Annotated in this window: 16 protein-coding genes and 1 tRNA gene; 9 read left to right on the top strand and 8 right to left on the bottom strand. The window is 47.1% G+C overall.

Features of this window, described 5'->3' with window-relative positions; genetic code table 11:
• The first annotated feature begins 62 nt into the window (after nucleotides 1-62).
• On the top strand, nucleotides 63-794 hold the full coding sequence (locus tag HQN60_RS11015) for a pseudouridine synthase (RefSeq protein ID WP_173533691.1): 732 nt from the start codon (nucleotides 63-65) through the stop codon (nucleotides 792-794).
• Between the two features lie 65 nt (nucleotides 795-859).
• On the opposite strand, the gene HQN60_RS11020 is transcribed toward HQN60_RS11015, so the two are convergent.
• Nucleotides 860-1960 carry an HD domain-containing phosphohydrolase gene (locus HQN60_RS11020; RefSeq protein WP_173533692.1) on the bottom strand — a complete coding sequence of 367 codons (1101 nt, stop codon included), beginning with the start codon at nucleotides 1958-1960 and terminating at the stop codon, nucleotides 860-862.
• Between the two features lie 235 nt (nucleotides 1961-2195).
• Between HQN60_RS11020 and HQN60_RS11025 the strand changes: the two genes are divergently transcribed.
• Together HQN60_RS11025 and HQN60_RS11030 are read left to right on the top strand one after the other, a co-directional pair.
• Nucleotides 2196-2822: a YceH family protein gene (locus HQN60_RS11025; protein WP_173533693.1), complete on the top strand. Its 627-nt coding sequence runs from the start codon at nucleotides 2196-2198 to the stop codon at nucleotides 2820-2822.
• A gap of 216 nt (nucleotides 2823-3038) precedes the next feature.
• On the top strand, nucleotides 3039-3242 hold the full coding sequence (locus HQN60_RS11030; protein ID WP_173533694.1) for a cold-shock protein: 204 nt from the start codon (nucleotides 3039-3041) through the stop codon (nucleotides 3240-3242).
• A gap of 60 nt (nucleotides 3243-3302) precedes the next feature.
• On the opposite strand, the gene HQN60_RS11035 is transcribed toward HQN60_RS11030, so the two are convergent.
• Entirely contained in the window at nucleotides 3303-3878 is a 576-nt protein-coding gene (locus HQN60_RS11035) for a lysophospholipid acyltransferase family protein (protein WP_173533695.1), read from the bottom strand.
• Entirely contained in the window at nucleotides 3878-4153 is a 276-nt protein-coding gene (locus HQN60_RS11040; RefSeq protein ID WP_173533696.1) for a hypothetical protein, read from the bottom strand. The genes HQN60_RS11035 and HQN60_RS11040 overlap by 1 nt, the downstream gene beginning before the upstream one ends.
• Nucleotides 4154-4416: 263 nt before the next feature.
• Between HQN60_RS11040 and HQN60_RS11045 the strand changes: the two genes are divergently transcribed.
• Nucleotides 4417-5649: a phosphoglycerate kinase gene (locus HQN60_RS11045; RefSeq protein ID WP_173533697.1), complete on the top strand. Its 1233-nt coding sequence runs from the start codon at nucleotides 4417-4419 to the stop codon at nucleotides 5647-5649.
• 112 nt (nucleotides 5650-5761) lie between these two features.
• Here HQN60_RS11045 and HQN60_RS11050 read toward each other — a convergent pair whose 3' ends face one another.
• On the bottom strand, nucleotides 5762-6310 hold the full coding sequence (locus HQN60_RS11050; protein WP_173533698.1) for an NADPH-dependent FMN reductase: 549 nt from the start codon (nucleotides 6308-6310) through the stop codon (nucleotides 5762-5764).
• A gap of 234 nt (nucleotides 6311-6544) precedes the next feature.
• Between HQN60_RS11050 and HQN60_RS11055 the strand changes: the two genes are divergently transcribed.
• From HQN60_RS11055 to HQN60_RS11065, 3 genes are all read left to right on the top strand, one after another.
• The gene (locus HQN60_RS11055; RefSeq protein WP_173533699.1) at nucleotides 6545-7594 is read left to right on the top strand and encodes an AI-2E family transporter; all 1050 of its coding nucleotides are present in this window, start codon (nucleotides 6545-6547) and stop codon (nucleotides 7592-7594) included.
• Between the two features lie 74 nt (nucleotides 7595-7668).
• Nucleotides 7669-8496, top strand: a complete 828-nt coding sequence (locus HQN60_RS11060; protein ID WP_173533700.1) for a response regulator — start codon at nucleotides 7669-7671, stop codon at nucleotides 8494-8496.
• A gap of 206 nt (nucleotides 8497-8702) precedes the next feature.
• Complete coding sequence (locus HQN60_RS11065; protein ID WP_173533701.1) at nucleotides 8703-10007, top strand: NAD(P)/FAD-dependent oxidoreductase; 1305 nt, start codon at nucleotides 8703-8705, stop codon at nucleotides 10005-10007.
• An 80-nt stretch (nucleotides 10008-10087) separates the two neighbouring features.
• Here HQN60_RS11065 and HQN60_RS11070 read toward each other — a convergent pair whose 3' ends face one another.
• The 4 genes from HQN60_RS11070 to HQN60_RS11085 all read right to left on the bottom strand — a co-directional run bounded on the left by HQN60_RS11070 (nucleotide 10088) and on the right by HQN60_RS11085 (nucleotide 12773).
• A complete protein-coding gene (locus HQN60_RS11070) occupies nucleotides 10088-10486 on the bottom strand; it encodes a carbohydrate-binding protein (protein ID WP_173533702.1) in 399 nt (132 codons plus the stop codon).
• A 186-nt stretch (nucleotides 10487-10672) separates the two neighbouring features.
• Nucleotides 10673-11263, bottom strand: coding sequence for an acetate uptake transporter (locus tag HQN60_RS11075; RefSeq protein WP_173533703.1), 591 nt, complete (start codon nucleotides 11261-11263; stop codon nucleotides 10673-10675).
• 97 nt (nucleotides 11264-11360) lie between these two features.
• The gene (gene rarD / locus HQN60_RS11080; protein WP_173533704.1) at nucleotides 11361-12236 is read right to left on the bottom strand and encodes an EamA family transporter RarD; all 876 of its coding nucleotides are present in this window, start codon (nucleotides 12234-12236) and stop codon (nucleotides 11361-11363) included.
• Between the two features lie 66 nt (nucleotides 12237-12302).
• The gene (locus tag HQN60_RS11085; protein ID WP_173533705.1) at nucleotides 12303-12773 is read right to left on the bottom strand and encodes an SRPBCC family protein; all 471 of its coding nucleotides are present in this window, start codon (nucleotides 12771-12773) and stop codon (nucleotides 12303-12305) included.
• A gap of 132 nt (nucleotides 12774-12905) precedes the next feature.
• On the opposite strand from HQN60_RS11085, the gene HQN60_RS11090 reads away from it, so the two are divergent.
• Nucleotides 12906-12982, top strand: a tRNA-Arg gene (locus HQN60_RS11090).
• 165 nt (nucleotides 12983-13147) lie between these two features.
• Complete coding sequence (locus HQN60_RS11095) at nucleotides 13148-15550, top strand: EAL domain-containing protein (RefSeq protein WP_173533706.1); 2403 nt, start codon at nucleotides 13148-13150, stop codon at nucleotides 15548-15550.
• Nucleotides 15551-15753: the final 203 nt, after the last annotated feature.

Here is a 15753-nt window from a genome sequence, read left to right on the forward strand (position 1 = left end):
TTGGCGATGATGAAGTCCCGCGCAATGTGCCCAATAATGAATTTTTAAATGAGGAACCCTCCATGACGCAAGAACTGATTCGTCTTTCCAAACGCATGGTCGAACTTGGCTTGTGCTCGCGTCGTGAGGCCGATGAGTTGATTGAACTGGGGCGCGTGACCGTGGATGGTCAAGTGGTTGATCAGCTGGGTAGCCGTGTTACGCTGACGCAAAAAGTGGCCGTGCAAGCGGTGAAGATGCAGTTGCACAAACAACCTGATCGAGTGACGTTGTTGCTGAATAAGCCGGTGGCTTATGCCGCTTGGCCAGAAGCGGAAGGTGAGGCGTGGCAGACGCTATTGAATACTGAGCATCGTGATGTGAGCGATCGAACTGGCTTTGTGTTGTTAAAGAAGGCGCTACCTCATTTGCAAGTGCCATGCGGTTTAGATTCGGCCGCGCAAGGATTGCTGGTGCTGACGCAAGATACGCGACTGCAACGCTCTTTGGCGACTGAGTTAGAGCAAGAATATTTATTGTGGTTTGATGGTGAGCTTAGCGCTGAGTCGTTAAAACTCATGAATAGTCGAACTAAGTTTGATGGCGCGGTTTTAAAGCCTTATAAAATCACGCGACAAAGCGATCAGCAATTACGTATTGTTTTACGGGCCGCGATACCGGATTTCTTGCCTGCCTTATGTGAATCGGTTGGCATTCAAATGCGCTCATGCAAGCGGATTCGGATTGGCCGCATTGGTTTGGCTAGTTTGCCAGAAGGGCAGTGGCGCTTTTTGCAAAGTAATGAGCGATTTTAAACCGTCAATTTTGTCTGGCGGATGAAATGCGCTAGTTTTTTTGCAGGCTGCGCTGACGCCAAATGTTATTTGTTTTCCAGCATTTGGCGTATGACCTGATTAAAAGGCGCAATCCATTCGGCAGAAAATTGTCGATCAGAAGCGTTGATTTCAGCGATCGCTCGCAAGATTGAGCGTTGTTGGCCGCGATGGCTGTGGCGCAACAAAATGGCATCAAACGCATCAACAATGGCTAGAATTTTAGCGCCGTCACATATTTCAGAGTGCATCAGTTGGTTGGGGTAGCCGCTGCCATTGGGTTTTTCATGGTGTTGAATAATCATTTGCGCAGCGTCTTGCCAGCCGACCATTCTGGCGGTTAGCCCAGCTCCCCACGCTGGATGTAAATTGATTTTTTGGCGTGCAGACTCGTCAAGTGATTCAATTTTTAACCAGTAGTTTTCTGGCAAAAACATCATGCCAATGTCGTGTAAATAAATGGCGGCCTCTAATTGTATGGGGTTAACTCGGCATCCTGCCGCACGGTTGGTTTCAAGCGCCAACTCAAGATTTCTTGCAGTACGCCCGGTAAACAAAGGTGAGCGCGTTTCTAATTGCAGCGCGAGTTGATGAAAGAAATTTAGGTCTTCGTGGCGTTCTGCATTATTCCGTGCGGCATTGCTGGCGTCTCTTTGTGGCAGCTTGCTTAATCCCGGTCGAAAGCCCGTAACGGTTTCAATCAGACGTATAGCGCTAGCATCAATGCTGTCTGCGCCTTGCTGAGATAAACCCTCTAGGCCTAGCGCTAATGTTGGTAGCGCTAATGCCGCAGCAGATTCATGGTCTCCAAGTAGTTCAATGGTTTGTTCTAGTCGATCTAGGGTCAGTAAGATGACCTCGGCCAGTAAATCGCTAAAGGCCAATTCATTGCTGCGCATCCGCGACAAAATGGTTTCAACGCCATGAATCAAGGGAATAACAAACGGCAGACGACAGAGTCCTGCATCGCCTTTGATATTATGAAATAAACGAAATAACTGCGTAATACGACTTAGGTCGTCCGGGGTTTTCTTGAGTTCGGCGAGTAAGCTTTCGATTTGCGGTGCAGAGTCGATTAGCCCATCACGAAAATCGACAAATGCATTCCAATCGATAACTTGTGGATTTTGTAGCCCTTGGATTTCCATTGCGTGACCTTGCCTTTGTTGAAATCAGTGCGATGAGATTGAGGTGTTTTTCCAATTAGCGCTGTGCGGGCATAAATGATATCTGCGCGCGATCTCGCTTATGAAAGATAAACATCTAATTAGATTGAGCTGTTGGTACTGATTTTGTGCTTATTTTATAAATCATGCTGTATTTATAGTTTTGATTTGAGCATGAAGCGAAGATAATGTGTTTATTTCGCAAGGAGCTCGTTTGATGGCTGAAGTCAATGAATTAAATCAGTTAGAAATACGGATACTGGGCGCTTTAATTGAAAAACAACATACAGTACCGGATTCATATCCTTTAACTTTGAATGCCTTGCTCGCGGCATGTAATCAAAAATCGAGTCGTGATCCGGTGATTGAAGCGACAGAAGCTGAGCTGCTTGTGGCGCTTGATCAGTTGCGCGAGCATGGTTGGGTTGCAGAGGTGAGTGGGGGGCGTGTGCTGCGCTATGAGCAGGCCTTGGCTAAGGTATTGCGTATTCCGAGTCAATCGGTCGCGCTATTGGCTGTGCTTATGCTACGCGGGCCGCAAACCGCGGGTGAATTGCGTCTTAATTGTGAGCGCTTGCATCGGTTTGCTGATATTTCTGCGGTTGAAGGCTTTTTAGAAGAGTTAGCTTCGCGGCCATCTGCTGCATTGGTGTTGCAAATGCCAAAACAAGCAGGGGCGAGGGAGTGTCGTTGGTGTCATTTATTGGCAGGGGCGCCGTCTTTGGTACAGGCGGATGTGCCGCAATTAGATCTTGTGGCACGAGTGGCTAATTTGGAGCTAGAGCTTGAGAAATTAAAGGCAATGCTAGTAGATATGCAGGAAAATCAAGGTGCGCGCGCCTAATTGCATTAGGATTTTCAGTAAATATTGACTTAAACCAGCCTTTTTATCGGAAAACTTCAAATAATGCTTGCCAGCAGCGGCGCGCTCAGCGAAGATACGAGCTGCAGGATCTTCAAGTAGTGGATGTGTGTGATGTAGTGGCCTTGCCGTACCGCAGTGCTTCATTTCCCTTGATTTTCGTGCTTTATATTTATTTTATTTTTAGGGAAATACAAAATGGCTCAAGGTACAGTTAAGTGGTTCAACGATTCTAAAGGCTTCGGTTTCATCACTCCTGATGAAGGCGGCGAAGATTTGTTTGCTCACTTCTCACAAATCAACTCTAAAGGTTTCAAAACTTTAGCTGAAGGCCAAAAAGTTTCGTTTGACGTTACTACTGGTCCTAAAGGCAAGCAAGCATCTAACATTCAACCAGTTTAATTACTTGGTTTGTTGATGTAGAAAAAAACCCAGCTTGCTGGGTTTTTTTACGTCTACATCTTATTGGTATTGCGGGTTTTTTCCACTGATGCCTTGATAAAAATGCTGAATCACCTGCATATCGGCGTCAATATCACCTGTTGGATAAAAAACCATGCCACACCCACCGGTTTTTTCTTTGAAGTCAATATACCCCAGTACGATGGGTACGTTGGCCTTCAGTGCAATATAGTAAAATCCGGTTTTCCAGCGATTGACCTTTTGCCGTGTTCCTTCCGGCGGAATCGCAATAATAAGGCGTTCACTGCGTTGGTAAACATCGGCAATTTGTTCAACTAAAGAATTGGACTTGCGTCGATCTACAGAAATACCACCTAACCAACGCGCTAAAGGCCCGAGTGGACCGACAAACAAAGTATGTTTGCCCATCCAGTAGACTTTTTGCCGTGCAATAAAGCACAACGCCAGCCCGATGGGGAAATCCCAGTTGCTGGTATGAGGTGCCGCGATCAGTACGTATTTATCCAGCGCAGGAAAGTCACCTTTTAGGCGCCACCCTAATCGTTTGAGCAACCATTTTGATAGCCTTGGCATAACATCACGAATGATGGGCGTATCAAAAATGGTGCGTTGCATTATTTAGCGAGGCCGGTTTGAATCAACTCAGCCACCAAATCATTAAGCGTCATTTCACGTTCTGAGCAACGGGTGTGTAGCTCTTGTACGAGATCTTTATTGAGTTTGCAGGCAAACGGTACCAAACCTTTGGCTTGATCTTGTTTGCGCTGCTCTTTCTTGTCGAGCACTGTTGCAGCTGCTTGGCCAAAACGAGCCGGCGCATTGGCTGCGCCTAGATCATTATGTAGCTTTTCAGCTTTGCGTTTTTCTAATTCAAATTTCTTCATTGTCATGATAGTTCCTTTGTAAGCGTCGCTATTCTAAGGCTTTGGGCGCTGCCCGTCGCTTACAATTTGCTCGAATGGCAGTTCGGTGGCGCTAAAAAGTAAGTTATTTGGGTCGGTTTGCTTTTGCTGGTAGAGAAAATCTAGTATTAATACGTAGTATTTCCCATGTTGTATGCAGATAAACTGAGAATCGACAACGTTTTTGGCGCTGGTTCTTGCTACAATCGGCACTTGATATAATTCACCCGCTCTTAATTGGAGAACTGTGTATGGCTAAGTTATTTATTGAAGACCTCGATCTTGCAGGCAAACGTGTTCTGATCCGTGTTGACTTTAACGTGCCAGTTAAAAATGGTGTGGTTGAAAGTGACAAACGCATTCGTGCCGCATTGCCAACGATTCGTTATGCCTTAGCGCAAGGTGCTTCAGTGATTTTGATGTCGCATTTGGGTCGCCCAAATGGACAGAAAGTAGAAAAATACAGCTTGGCACCCGTTGCTGCGCGTTTAACTGAATTGCTCGGTAGCCCAGTACAATTTTTGAACGATTGTGTCGGCGCAGAAGTGGAAGCAGCTTGTGCTGCGGTTCAGCCAGGTCAAGTGATCTTGCTGGAAAATGTACGTTTCCATATCGAAGAAGAAGGCAAGGCTAAAGACGCTGATGGCAATTCAGTTAAGGCTGATCCTGCGCAAGTGGCAGCATTTCGCGCTAGCTTGACTAAATTGGGCGATGTGTTTGTGAATGACGCATTTGGTACCGCTCACCGCGCGCACTCTTCAATGGTGGGTGTTGATCTGCCACGTGCTGCAGGCTACTTGCTGAAAAAAGAACTCGATTTCTTGGGTGAAGCGGTCAACAAGCCAGTTCGTCCTTTGGTGGCGATTATTGGTGGTTCGAAAATCTCCGGCAAAATCGACGTGATTCAAGCCTTGTTGCCAAAAGTAGATAAATTGATCATTGGCGGCGGTATGGCGTTTACCTTCTTGAAAGCGCAAGGCTACGAGATTGGTAAATCATTGTGTGAGAACGACAAAGTTGATTTGGCGCGTGATTTAATCGCCCAAGCAGGTGATAAGTTGGTATTGCCAAGCGACACCATGGTGACACGCGCGTTAAATTTTGATGCACGTACTTTAGATGGTTTGGTTGAAGTGGCATCGACTGCGATTCCTGCTGATCAAGAAGGCGTGGATATCGGTTCGGCTTCTTGCGCACAATATGCTGAAATTATTAAATCAGCTAAAACGGTATTGTGGAATGGCCCGATGGGTGTGTTTGAGATCGATGCTTCGGCTGTCGGTACATTCGCGATTGCACATGCTTTAGTTGAAGCAACAGCCAATGGCGCAATTACCATTGTCGGCGGTGGTGATTCAGTGGCTGCGGTTGAAAAAGCCGGTCTTGAAGATCAAGTTAGCCATGTTTCAACTGGTGGTGGCGCATCACTTGAATTCTTGGAAGGCAAGGCGCTACCAGGCGTTGATGCTTTAACCGATAAATAAGATTGATTGGTGGTCCGTATAAAAGCAAACACCCTCGAGAAATCGAGGGTGTTTTTTTATGGCGACTATTTTATTGCTGATGTTTGGATCTTGGTCGCTTTGGCGCTCAATGCTATTTTCGTAGTTGTAGCGACCAAGTTGCGAGTGCGGCTAATAACTGTTTTACGCCATCTTGAATTCGTTCGTCGGTTAAATTGCCATCGGCGTCAAATTGCCCAGCAAACGCGTTGGCAAACACTTCGGGTTTGTTAATGGGGTGGATGTCGGTAAAGACAAAGACTTGGCGTAAATGATATTGGGCACGTGAAGTACCCATGCCGCCACCAGAGCCCATGACGGCGGCTGCTTTGCCACCAAGTAGTGCGTTGTCTGGCGCGCGTGAAGCCCAGTCGATGGCGTTTTTTAGTGCCGGAGAAATTGAATAATTGTATTCAGGGCCGGCAAACAAAAAAGCATCTGCCGTGGCAAATTGCGCGAGTAGTGTTTTAACCGCAGCAGGTTGCTCGGTGATGTCGGCATTATAAAAAGGGATGTCAGTTAAATCGGCGATTTCAATTTGCATGCCTTGTGGCGCATTGGCCTGTGCGTAGCGGAGTAAGCCTTTATTGCTCGATTTGGCGCGTAAGCTACCACTAAGGGCGAGTACTTTGGTTGTTGGCATTCTGCGGTATTCCTGCTGGATTGGTCTTTATGCATCGTAGTCGAGTGAAGTTTTATTGAAAAGCAAAAAGACTTGAGTAAGTTATTCAGTTAAATTGAACGGCATGCTTGGCTTGGTTGGATTCAGTTTGCCGAAACGGTGAGCGCTTTGCTCGGATTAATTGGGTATTGCTATCTGGGTTAATAAATATAATGCTTGGATAGCAATACCCCGCTTTATTGTAAGGTGGTTCTGATGTCTTTATTTCGCGTAAAACCGTCTCCGACAACGCCGACCCAGTGGCCTCATCCTCGTTCTGGCGTAAATTTAGCGTCGCTGGGTATTGTGGCGAGTTTACTGCTATTGGTTTTTTTCTTGCACCTTGTGCCGGCATTATTGGCTGGGATGCTGGTTTTTTTACTCATCCAATCTTTAACTCGGCTGACTTTTAGCATGCTATCAAAGGTGTGGAGCCGTTGGCTGGTGTTGGTGTTGATGTCGAGCTGGGTGGTTTTGGCGCTATTTGTTTTGGTATTGGCGATCTTGTCCATCATGAAGTCTGAGCATGGCTTGCTTGCATTACTCGATGAAATGGCGCAAATCATTGGCGAGGCAAAAGGTGTTTTACCTTTATGGTTGAGCTATGACTGGCCAAGTAGTCCAACGGGTATTCAGGCCGCAGTAGTGAGTTTATTGCAGCATCACATTGCGCAACTGCAAGCAACGGGCAAAGAGCTGGGTTTGTTGTTGGCGCATCTTATCGTGGGAGCGGTGATTGGCGGTATTGTGGCGTTGAGCGAGGTCAATCGGTGTGATCGATTAGGCGTGTTGAGCCAAGCACTGCTGATTCGAGTACAAGGGTTTACCGCCGCATTTCGTGCGGTGATGTTGGCGCAATTAAAAATTTCGTTAATTAATACAGCGTTGGCGAGTGTGTATTTGCTGCTGATTTTGCCTGCCGTTGGTGCCCATTTGCCATTTGTTAAAACGATGTTGGTGTTGACCTTTATATTGGGTTTGCTGCCTATTGTGGGGAATTTATTCTCTAATGCGATTATTGTAACGGTTAGTTTTTCGCAATCGTTGTCGATCGCGATTGCCTCGCTGGTTTTTTTGGTTTTGATTCATAAAAGTGAATACTTTTTAAATGCACAAATTATTGGCACTCAAATTCGTGCCAAGGCATGGGAATTATTATTGGCGATGCTGCTGATGGAGGCGATGTTTGGTGTGGCGGGTTTGGTGATGGCTGCGGTGTTGTATGCCTATCTAAAAATAGAGTTGCGCTTACATAAACTACTTTGAATTGGCGCTGTATTTCTTGCTGAGATTGTAAAAAATTCGCTATAAAGAAAGAATATCTTAATTGGGTGGCCCAAATGAGTTCTTTCTATGTACCTAGTGATTTGCGTGCTTTAGTCATTGAGCCGTCGGCGGTTCAAGGTAAGGTCATGGAGGCGCGCTTACTCGAGTTGGGCATCGTCAATGTGCGTTGGGTTGAAACCGCCAGCGCAGCCCTTGAATTGCTACAGCCGATGACGACACATTCACCTAATTTGATTTTAAGTGCTTTGTATTTGTCGGATATGACCGGTGTTCAATTGCTGACGCATTTGCGAGATCGGGCTGAAACGCAAGATCTTGCGTTTATTTTGATTTCAAGTGAAATGCGGCCTCAGGTGCTCGAGCCGGTGCGACAGCTGGGCGCTTGTGCAATATTGCCTAAGCCATTTAGTAATGAGCATTTAAATAACGCGTTAATGATGACATTGGATTATTTAACGATTGATCATTCGCTTGAAGAGCATGAAATTGAGTTGGAATATATTCGCGTGTTATTGGTGGATGATTCACGCGCGGCGCGAAATTACATGCGAAAAGTATTAGAAAATCTGGGTATTCGTAATATTACTGAAGCAGAGAACGGCAGGGAGGGCAAAATCTTACTAGAAGACAGTGCTTTTGATTTGTTAATCACTGATTTCAATATGCCCGAAATGGATGGTCAGGCATTAATTGAGTATGTGCGTACTCAGAGTTGGCAAAGCCAATTGCCGATTTTAATGGTCTCTTCTGAAACCGATTATGGCCGTTTAGCCGCGGTTGAACAGGCTGGCGTGTCGGGGATTTGTGATAAGCCTTTTGAGCCGGCGATGGTGAAATCATTGTTGGAGCGGGTATTGGCCCCGCGTGCTGAATTACTTTAGATTTATTTTAATTAGCTGCTGCGTGTTTATTGATATGAATTGGCTGGCTAGACCTCGTTATTTACACTCCCCAGTAAAATGACGATGTAATTTTTTGTTGTTCATATTGGCTATTATTACGTATTAAAATTACAATCTATTTCAAGCTCAAGGTATACTCAAGACAAATTAATTCGCCTTGCGGCACGTCATTTGGAGAGCCTTTTATGAGCACAAAGTTGCATCGTATCGTCGTTGTTGGCGGCGGAGCCGGTGGTTTAGAGTTAGCCACTAAATTAGGACGCACTTTGGGCTCGGCCAAACGCGCTAAAGTGGTGTTGGTTGATGGCTCAGCAACGCATATCTGGAAACCGTTATTGCACGAAGTGGCGACTGGTGCACTCAATACCGGTGAAGACGAAGTCAATTATTTTGGTCATGCATGGCGTAATCATTATCAATTTGAATTTGGCTGGATGGCCGGTGTTGATCGTGAGCGTAAAGTGATTCAAGTGGCCGCTGTCTTGGATCAAGATGGAAAAGAAATCGCCGCGCCGCGTGAAATTGCCTACGACACTTTGGTGTTGGCGCTTGGGGCGATTGCCAATGATTTTGCCACGCCGGGCGCGAAAGAACACTGCATGTTTTTGAATAACCCCGTTGAAGCCGAACAACTGCGTAAAAAAATCCTCGATCTCTCTTTTGCTGTCGGGATTTCAGGAAATTCAGTACGTAAACTCAATATCGGGATTGTGGGTGGCGGGCCGACAGGTGTTGAGTTGGCGGCGGAAATCGATCATACCATCCGTGAAATGCATATTTACGGCGCAGAATTGAGCCCAGCACAGCTAGAAATCACCATTATCGAAGGCATGAATCGGATTTTGGCGGGTGCGCCGGAGTCTCTTTCAGAATACGCGACCGAATCTTTGGCGGAACGCGGCATTTTAGTGGCCAATAATAGCCGCGTGGTCGAAGTGACCGAGCAAGGTTTTGTCTTGGCTGATGGCCGCAAAATTGACAGCGATATTCGAGTTTGGGTTGCTGGCGTGAAAGGCGCAGACTGGTTGACGACTTTGGGATTAAAAACCAATCGTTTAAATCAAATTGAAGTGACTGCGACTTTGCAAACACTAACGGATAAGCACATCTACGCCATTGGGGATTGCGCGTCATGCTCGCCTAATGATGATGGTGTGATTTTGCCGGCGACGGCGCAGGTAGCGCATCAGCAGGCAGAATGGTTGGCTGAGGCGATTTGGCAGCAGTTGACGGGGCGTGAGGTATTGCCGTTTGTATTTAAACCGCAAGGCATGATGGTGTCTTTGGGTAAACATACGGCAGTGGGCAGTTTGGCGTCGATTGTTGGGCCGAAGCGCAATTATTATGTGGAAGGCCGTGGCGCAAAATTGATTTACGCTTCGCTGTACCGGATGCACCAAGCGGCGGTGCATGGCTGGGTGTTGACCGGTTTATTGTGGGTCGGGGATAAGTTGCGCCGAGTTGCACGCCCGTCATTAAAACTGCATTAAGCTGCGTATTGTTGAGTAAATAAAAAAAGCGCATCGATTGATGCGCTTTTTTATTGCGAGGCGAAATTAGCATCAATTAATTAGCGCCAATTCACATTGCCATCTAATGCTTCCCACAGCGACGGGGCGGCAGCTGGGTTCCAGTTTGCACCGCGCTCTGATTGGTGGCCTTGGCGAACACGATAGCTGCGACCTTGATAATTAACGATCTGGCCTTTGCTGTAGTACTTGCCTTCTTGCCAGCCAAAACGACTGTTGTTACGTCGTTCAAGCGGCGCCCACAGTGAGGCCGCGGCTTCCGGATTCCAATTGGCGCCGCGCTCAGCTTTATGGCCTTGGCGCGCTTCATAGGTTTGGCCTTGATAGCGAACAATCTCACCTTGGTGGTAATGGCGACCTTCGCGCCATGGGCTAGCTGCCCAAGCTGAAGTCGCTACCAGCAACAATAAGGAGAGTAGGGCTTTGGTTCTGAAAGACATGTCGTCAACTCCAAGTGGTCAATAGGCGTGAGTGTTTCATGCTTATGCATTGAGCGACAATGCACTAGATTACTTTTGGCTTTGAACAAATTCACACAAAAAGCATGCTCAATAACGATGAGCGAATAAAAAAGCCATTCAATCGCTGAATGGCTTTTTATTTATCAGGTCTTTATTTAAGCCTGATTAGTGGCTTTTGCCGCCAAGGCAGAAAATCGTTTTGCCGTACACTTCGTTGAGTACTTGTGCCATGGCTGTGTAAATAGCCGATGCGCCGCACAGTAAACCAACAAAACCGGCGATTTGTTTAATCGTTGCTGATTCGCTGAAATCGCTGATTGCGAGTAAAGCAAATAAAAGGGTTAGAGAGCCAAAAATGAATTGAGACGCTTTGTCCATTTTGAGCGTGCCGATAAACAAGAATGCAGTGAAAATACCCCACATTAATAAATAAGCACCCATGGCAGAGCTGGTCGCCGCTTCGGCTAGGCCCATTTCAGGCAGTACCAACAAACCAACTAAAGACAGCCAGAAGCAGCCGTATGAAGTAAATGCGGTGGTGCCGAAAGTATTGCCTTTTTTCCATTCCAAGACGCCGGCGATCAATTGCGCTAGGCCGCCATAAAAAATGCCCATGGCTAAAATCATGGCGCTATTGCCAAACAAGCCCAGATTGTGCAGGTTCAGTAGCACAGTCGTCATGCCAAAACCCATAAGGCCCAATGGCGCAGGGTTGGCAGTAAGGTCTTTCTCGGCAAATAGTGTTGGGGCCGTCATCTTGCATATTCCTATAAATTGTCAATTAGAGCTGCTTTATACAGGGGCGCAATGATATAGGATTTGTAACGTATCAATAAATAGCTGATTGGTATAATTATTTACTATTTGCGCGATAACTGCGCCAGCCATCCATGGCATACACCGCTAAGGCCAGCCAAATTAAGCCAAAGCCGATTGCTCGAGCCGCGCCAAACGCTTCATGAAAAACAAACACGCCGATTAAGAGCTGTAGCGTTGGACCGGTGTATTGCAAAATCCCGACCAAAGACAGTGGGATCTTTCTGGCGCCTGCGGCAAACAAGAGTAGTGGAATGGCGGTAATCGGGCCGGCCAACAACACCAGCGCTTGTGTCGAGATGGGGGCATGAACGAAATCACTTTGCCCGGTAGAGAGTAAATACAGCATGGCGGCCAGCGCGATGGGAAATAACACCAAGGTTTCTAGCGACAAGCCCTCAAGTGCGCCAAGTTGGGCTGTTTTGCGCAGTAAACCATATAGGGCGAAGGTGCACGCTAAGATCAGCGCAATCCACGGCAAATGACCGGCTTGCCACGTAAGCCAAGCGACGCCTGTAGCGGCAATGGCAATGGCCAGCCATTGGGCAGGGCGCAGTCGTTCGTGCAAAAAAATCACACCAAGCAACACATTAATCAAAGGATTAATAAAATACCCTAGGCTGGCATCAACCACGCGCCCAGTATTGACGGCCCAGATATAGGTATACCAGTTGCTAGCGAGTAAGACGGCGCTTAAGACAAAAACGCCAATGAGTTTGGGTTGTTTGAGTGCTGGCTTGAGCCATGCCCAGCGTTGCTTGATGAGCAGTACTGCGCTTAAAAAGACCAGCGACCAAATAAAGCGGTGCAATACGATCTCTTCTGGAGCGATGCCATGCAGCGCTTTAAAATAAAGCGGAAATAAACCCCAAATCAAAAAGGCCAGCAGGGTGTAAATAATGCCGAGTTGCATGCCGAGTGCCAAAAAGCGAAGAAAGCCTTTGAGTGTAATCTTTTTGGCTACTCGGTGTTAGGTGATTTAGCCCAATTGACCTGATGCGGCGAGCTCACGGATTTTGCGAACGGTATCAATATCGGTTTCGCGCCATGCTGATTTAAGAAACTCAAGATAATGCGCCGTTTCAGGATCGGGAGAATCTGGGTGTGGCGTGATATAGGTAAAGCGAACAAATAGCGCTTCTGGGCTAGGCTCTTCAATTTTCATGATCATCTGTCCGCCACCATGCTCAGCGCTGGCTTCGGTGTGATAATGCACCCGAGTTTCTCGCTCGTATTGAATTTTATCGGTCACAGTGAGTTTGCCCATCACCATTTTACGTTGCACCCAGTCTGGGCCGCGCTCAAGCAGAGTGACTTCATCGACGTGATCCATAAACGCCATTGGCGATTCCGCACGATAGACCAGCCCTTGCCACAGTTGTTGCCGAGTGAGTAGTGGCGTGAGCATTTGTGTTAGGTCATTAATTTGGATGAGATGTTCAAATTGCATGTTGGCCGTCTCTGTAGTGGATTTGACTGGCGCATTATAAGCCGATTAATTGGCGAAATGGGCTTGACGATCACAAATAGGGGCTGTATTATCACGCCTCTTTGCATGAATCAGCCTTTGATTTATGCCAGTGCGCCCGTAGCTCAGTTGGATAGAGTATCTGGCTACGAACCAGAGGGTCGGGCGTTCGAATCGCTCCGGGCGCACCATTTCTACTTATTTCCCCCGTTTTTCTTGCGCAATTTTTACAGCCAGCTAATCAGCTTGTTGATTTCTAGTCAATCGTAGCATTTCCTAATATTCCTTGCGGTTTTTGTTGTTTCTAAACGACTACGCGTTTATCCTCGAGCGCTTGTGATTTGGAAATCCTCGGTGTGAAGCCCTCTTTGTTTTCCCGTTTAACCGCTTGGTACGCAGGCAATCGTTTGGCATGGCGTTTGGCATGGTCGGTGTTTGCTGCTGGCTTGGTCGTGACCGTCTCGCTCACCTTGGTTTTACTGCAGGTTGAATACAACCGTGGGCTATTAAAAGCTCGGGCTGATTTGCGAACTTTAGGGCATAGCGCCGTCTCGCAATTGGCGAGTAATTTATGGCTAGTTAATACCGAGGCAGTGCACAGTCAGCTCAATTCACTGCGGCAAACTCGAGTGATTGACTATGTGCAATTGGTTGAAAATGACGGGCAAATTTATGCCTCTGGCGTTGACATTCAAGGCGCAGAAAACACGCTCACCGAAACCTTTCCAATTGCCTATTTGCATCCGCTGACCAATCAGCACGTCAATCTGGGGCAATTGAGCCTAACTGTCTCGCTGAAAGGGTTTAAAACCCAGTTGCTTGATCAATTTTTGCGTTTACTGCTGCTCGAAGGTTTTGGCATGGGCGCGGCCGGTCTATGCTTTTTGATTTTGTATCATCGCTTAATTGCCCGCCACTTAAGCCATATTGCGCAATACACTGGTCAGTTAAATTACAATTTATTGGCTGCGCCGCTCCAGTTGGCGCGCCGCGCAGAAAATGATGAGCTGCAATCATTAGTCCACGCGTTTAATCAAATGCGGATCAATCTGCAGCATGGCGTCAAGCAAAGAGAAGAAGCGCAGCGCGCTTTATATGTAGAAAAAGAATTGGCCGATGTGACGCTGATTTCTATTACCGATGCCATTTTAACCACCACGCCAGATTTTAAAGTTAAATTACTGAATCCTGCCGCAGAACGCCTGCTCGCTTGGTCGCAAATCGAGGCGCGAGATCTGTGTGTGAGCCACGTTGTTTGTCAGGGCGGGGATTTAAAAGTAGATGATTTTTTTGCCGTGTTGTTGCATGCCCGCGAGCGCAATAAAGCCATTGCGCGGCAAACGGTGGCCTTGGCCAATCGTCGTGGCGAGCGATTTGTTGTTGAATATGCGGTAGCACCAATTAATGATCCGGATGGTCAGGTTGAAGGCATGGTGCTGGTGCTGCACGATGTGACTGAATCGCAAGCGCTGACCGCCAAGCTCGCCTATCAAGCCGACCATGATTACCTGACGGGCCTCACCAATCGACGTGGTTTTGAACGGGCCTTGATCGCGGCGCATCAGCTAGCGACCGAATCGAATCAGCAACACATATTAATGCTGCTCGATTTGGATCAATTTAAATTAGTCAACGACACCTGTGGGCATTTGGCAGGCGATGAATTATTGCGCTTGGTGACTAATTTATTGCAAAGCTTAATGAGCGTGGAAAACAGCTTGTTGGGGCGCTTGGGCGGGGATGAATTCGGGATTTTGATTTCTGGCGACCAAATCCCACAGGCGCAAAGTTTGGCTGAGCGTATTTTGCATGCCTTGGCGCAATTTCGCTTTGTCTGGCAAGGACGGCCCCACGGCGTGACGGTCAGTATTGGTTTGGTGATGATTGACGCGCATTGCGTGAGTGCACAAGAAGCGATGAGCCAAGCCGATATCGCCTGTTTTGCCGCGAAAGACGCCGGCCGCAATCGCTTAAGTTGGTACAGTCAGGATGATACTGAATTGCAAGAGCGGCATAATGAATTGCAATTACTCGCCACCTTAAAAGAAGCGATCGAGCAAAATCGCTTTCAATTGTATTACCAAAAAATTGAGCCATTTGATCGAGAATTGCATCAGCTGCCGCATTATGAAATTTTATTGCGTTTAGTCGATGCCAATGGCCGAATTATTCCGCCGGGGGCTTTTATTCCCGCTGCCGAGCGCTACGATATGATGGCGTTAATTGATTGCTGGGTGGTGGAGCACAGCTTGAAATACTTGGCGCAGTGCAAATTGGATGGGCGCGCATCACCGCAGTTGGCGATTAATTTATCCGGCAAATCATTAAATAAAAAAACCTTGGCATTTATTTTGCAGCAACTGGATTTAACCGGTGTGTCGCCAACGTTTGTTTGTTTTGAAATTACCGAAACGGCGGCGATTTCGAATTTAAAAGAATCGACGCAGTTTATTGAAACCTTGCGTGCGCGTGGCTGTATGTTTGCCTTAGATGATTTTGGTAGTGGTTTTTCATCGTTTAATTACCTCAAAACTTTGCCCGTGGATTACTTAAAAATCGATGGCAGTTTAGTGACCGATATTGTGGATGATCGGGTGTGCCGGCAAATGGTGATTGCCGTTAATGATATTGCGCATAGTTTGGGCTGTAAAACCATCGCCGAATTTGTCGAAACCGAAGAGATTTTGGCGCAATTGGCAACGATTGGCGTCGATTTTGCGCAGGGCTATTACTTTGGTGAACCCGCGCCCTTGGTGTAACAACGGTGGCTAATGGGTATTGCTCGCTGCGCTATTTATTTAAATGGGCGCAAGGCAATACCTATATAGATAGGTGCTGATGGCGGATGGCAGCAAAGCCTGAATCATTGAACTGAGGGTGTTCTTCGGTTTGCTGGCAACTAGCGCATCATCGCTTGTGTTGGGCACGGACGATGACGGTGCGAGGTCTATTGTGCGGATTC

It is taken from the genome of Deefgea piscis (genome assembly GCF_013284055.1).
GTDB lineage: Bacteria > Pseudomonadota > Gammaproteobacteria > Burkholderiales > Chitinibacteraceae > Deefgea > Deefgea piscis.

Bases quoted from the DNA above. Each gene is read 5' to 3' on its own strand.
- HQN60_RS11015 (WP_173533691.1), top strand. From the start codon at position 63: ATGACGCAAGAACTGATTCGTCTTTCCAAACGCATGGTCGAACTTGGC.
- HQN60_RS11020 (WP_173533692.1), bottom strand. From the start codon at position 1,960: ATGGAAATCCAAGGGCTACAAAATCCACAAGTTATCGATTGGAATGCA.
- HQN60_RS11025 (WP_173533693.1), top strand. From the start codon at position 2,196: ATGGCTGAAGTCAATGAATTAAATCAGTTAGAAATACGGATACTGGGC.
- HQN60_RS11030 (WP_173533694.1), top strand. From the start codon at position 3,039: ATGGCTCAAGGTACAGTTAAGTGGTTCAACGATTCTAAAGGCTTCGGT.
- HQN60_RS11035 (WP_173533695.1), bottom strand. From the start codon at position 3,878: ATGCAACGCACCATTTTTGATACGCCCATCATTCGTGATGTTATGCCA.
- HQN60_RS11040 (WP_173533696.1), bottom strand. From the start codon at position 4,153: ATGACAATGAAGAAATTTGAATTAGAAAAACGCAAAGCTGAAAAGCTA.
- HQN60_RS11045 (WP_173533697.1), top strand. From the start codon at position 4,417: ATGGCTAAGTTATTTATTGAAGACCTCGATCTTGCAGGCAAACGTGTT.
- HQN60_RS11050 (WP_173533698.1), bottom strand. From the start codon at position 6,310: ATGCCAACAACCAAAGTACTCGCCCTTAGTGGTAGCTTACGCGCCAAA.
- HQN60_RS11055 (WP_173533699.1), top strand. From the start codon at position 6,545: ATGTCTTTATTTCGCGTAAAACCGTCTCCGACAACGCCGACCCAGTGG.
- HQN60_RS11060 (WP_173533700.1), top strand. From the start codon at position 7,669: ATGAGTTCTTTCTATGTACCTAGTGATTTGCGTGCTTTAGTCATTGAG.
- HQN60_RS11065 (WP_173533701.1), top strand. From the start codon at position 8,703: ATGAGCACAAAGTTGCATCGTATCGTCGTTGTTGGCGGCGGAGCCGGT.
- HQN60_RS11070 (WP_173533702.1), bottom strand. From the start codon at position 10,486: ATGTCTTTCAGAACCAAAGCCCTACTCTCCTTATTGTTGCTGGTAGCG.
- HQN60_RS11075 (WP_173533703.1), bottom strand. From the start codon at position 11,263: ATGACGGCCCCAACACTATTTGCCGAGAAAGACCTTACTGCCAACCCT.
- rarD (WP_173533704.1), bottom strand. From the start codon at position 12,236: ATGCAACTCGGCATTATTTACACCCTGCTGGCCTTTTTGATTTGGGGT.
- HQN60_RS11085 (WP_173533705.1), bottom strand. From the start codon at position 12,773: ATGCAATTTGAACATCTCATCCAAATTAATGACCTAACACAAATGCTC.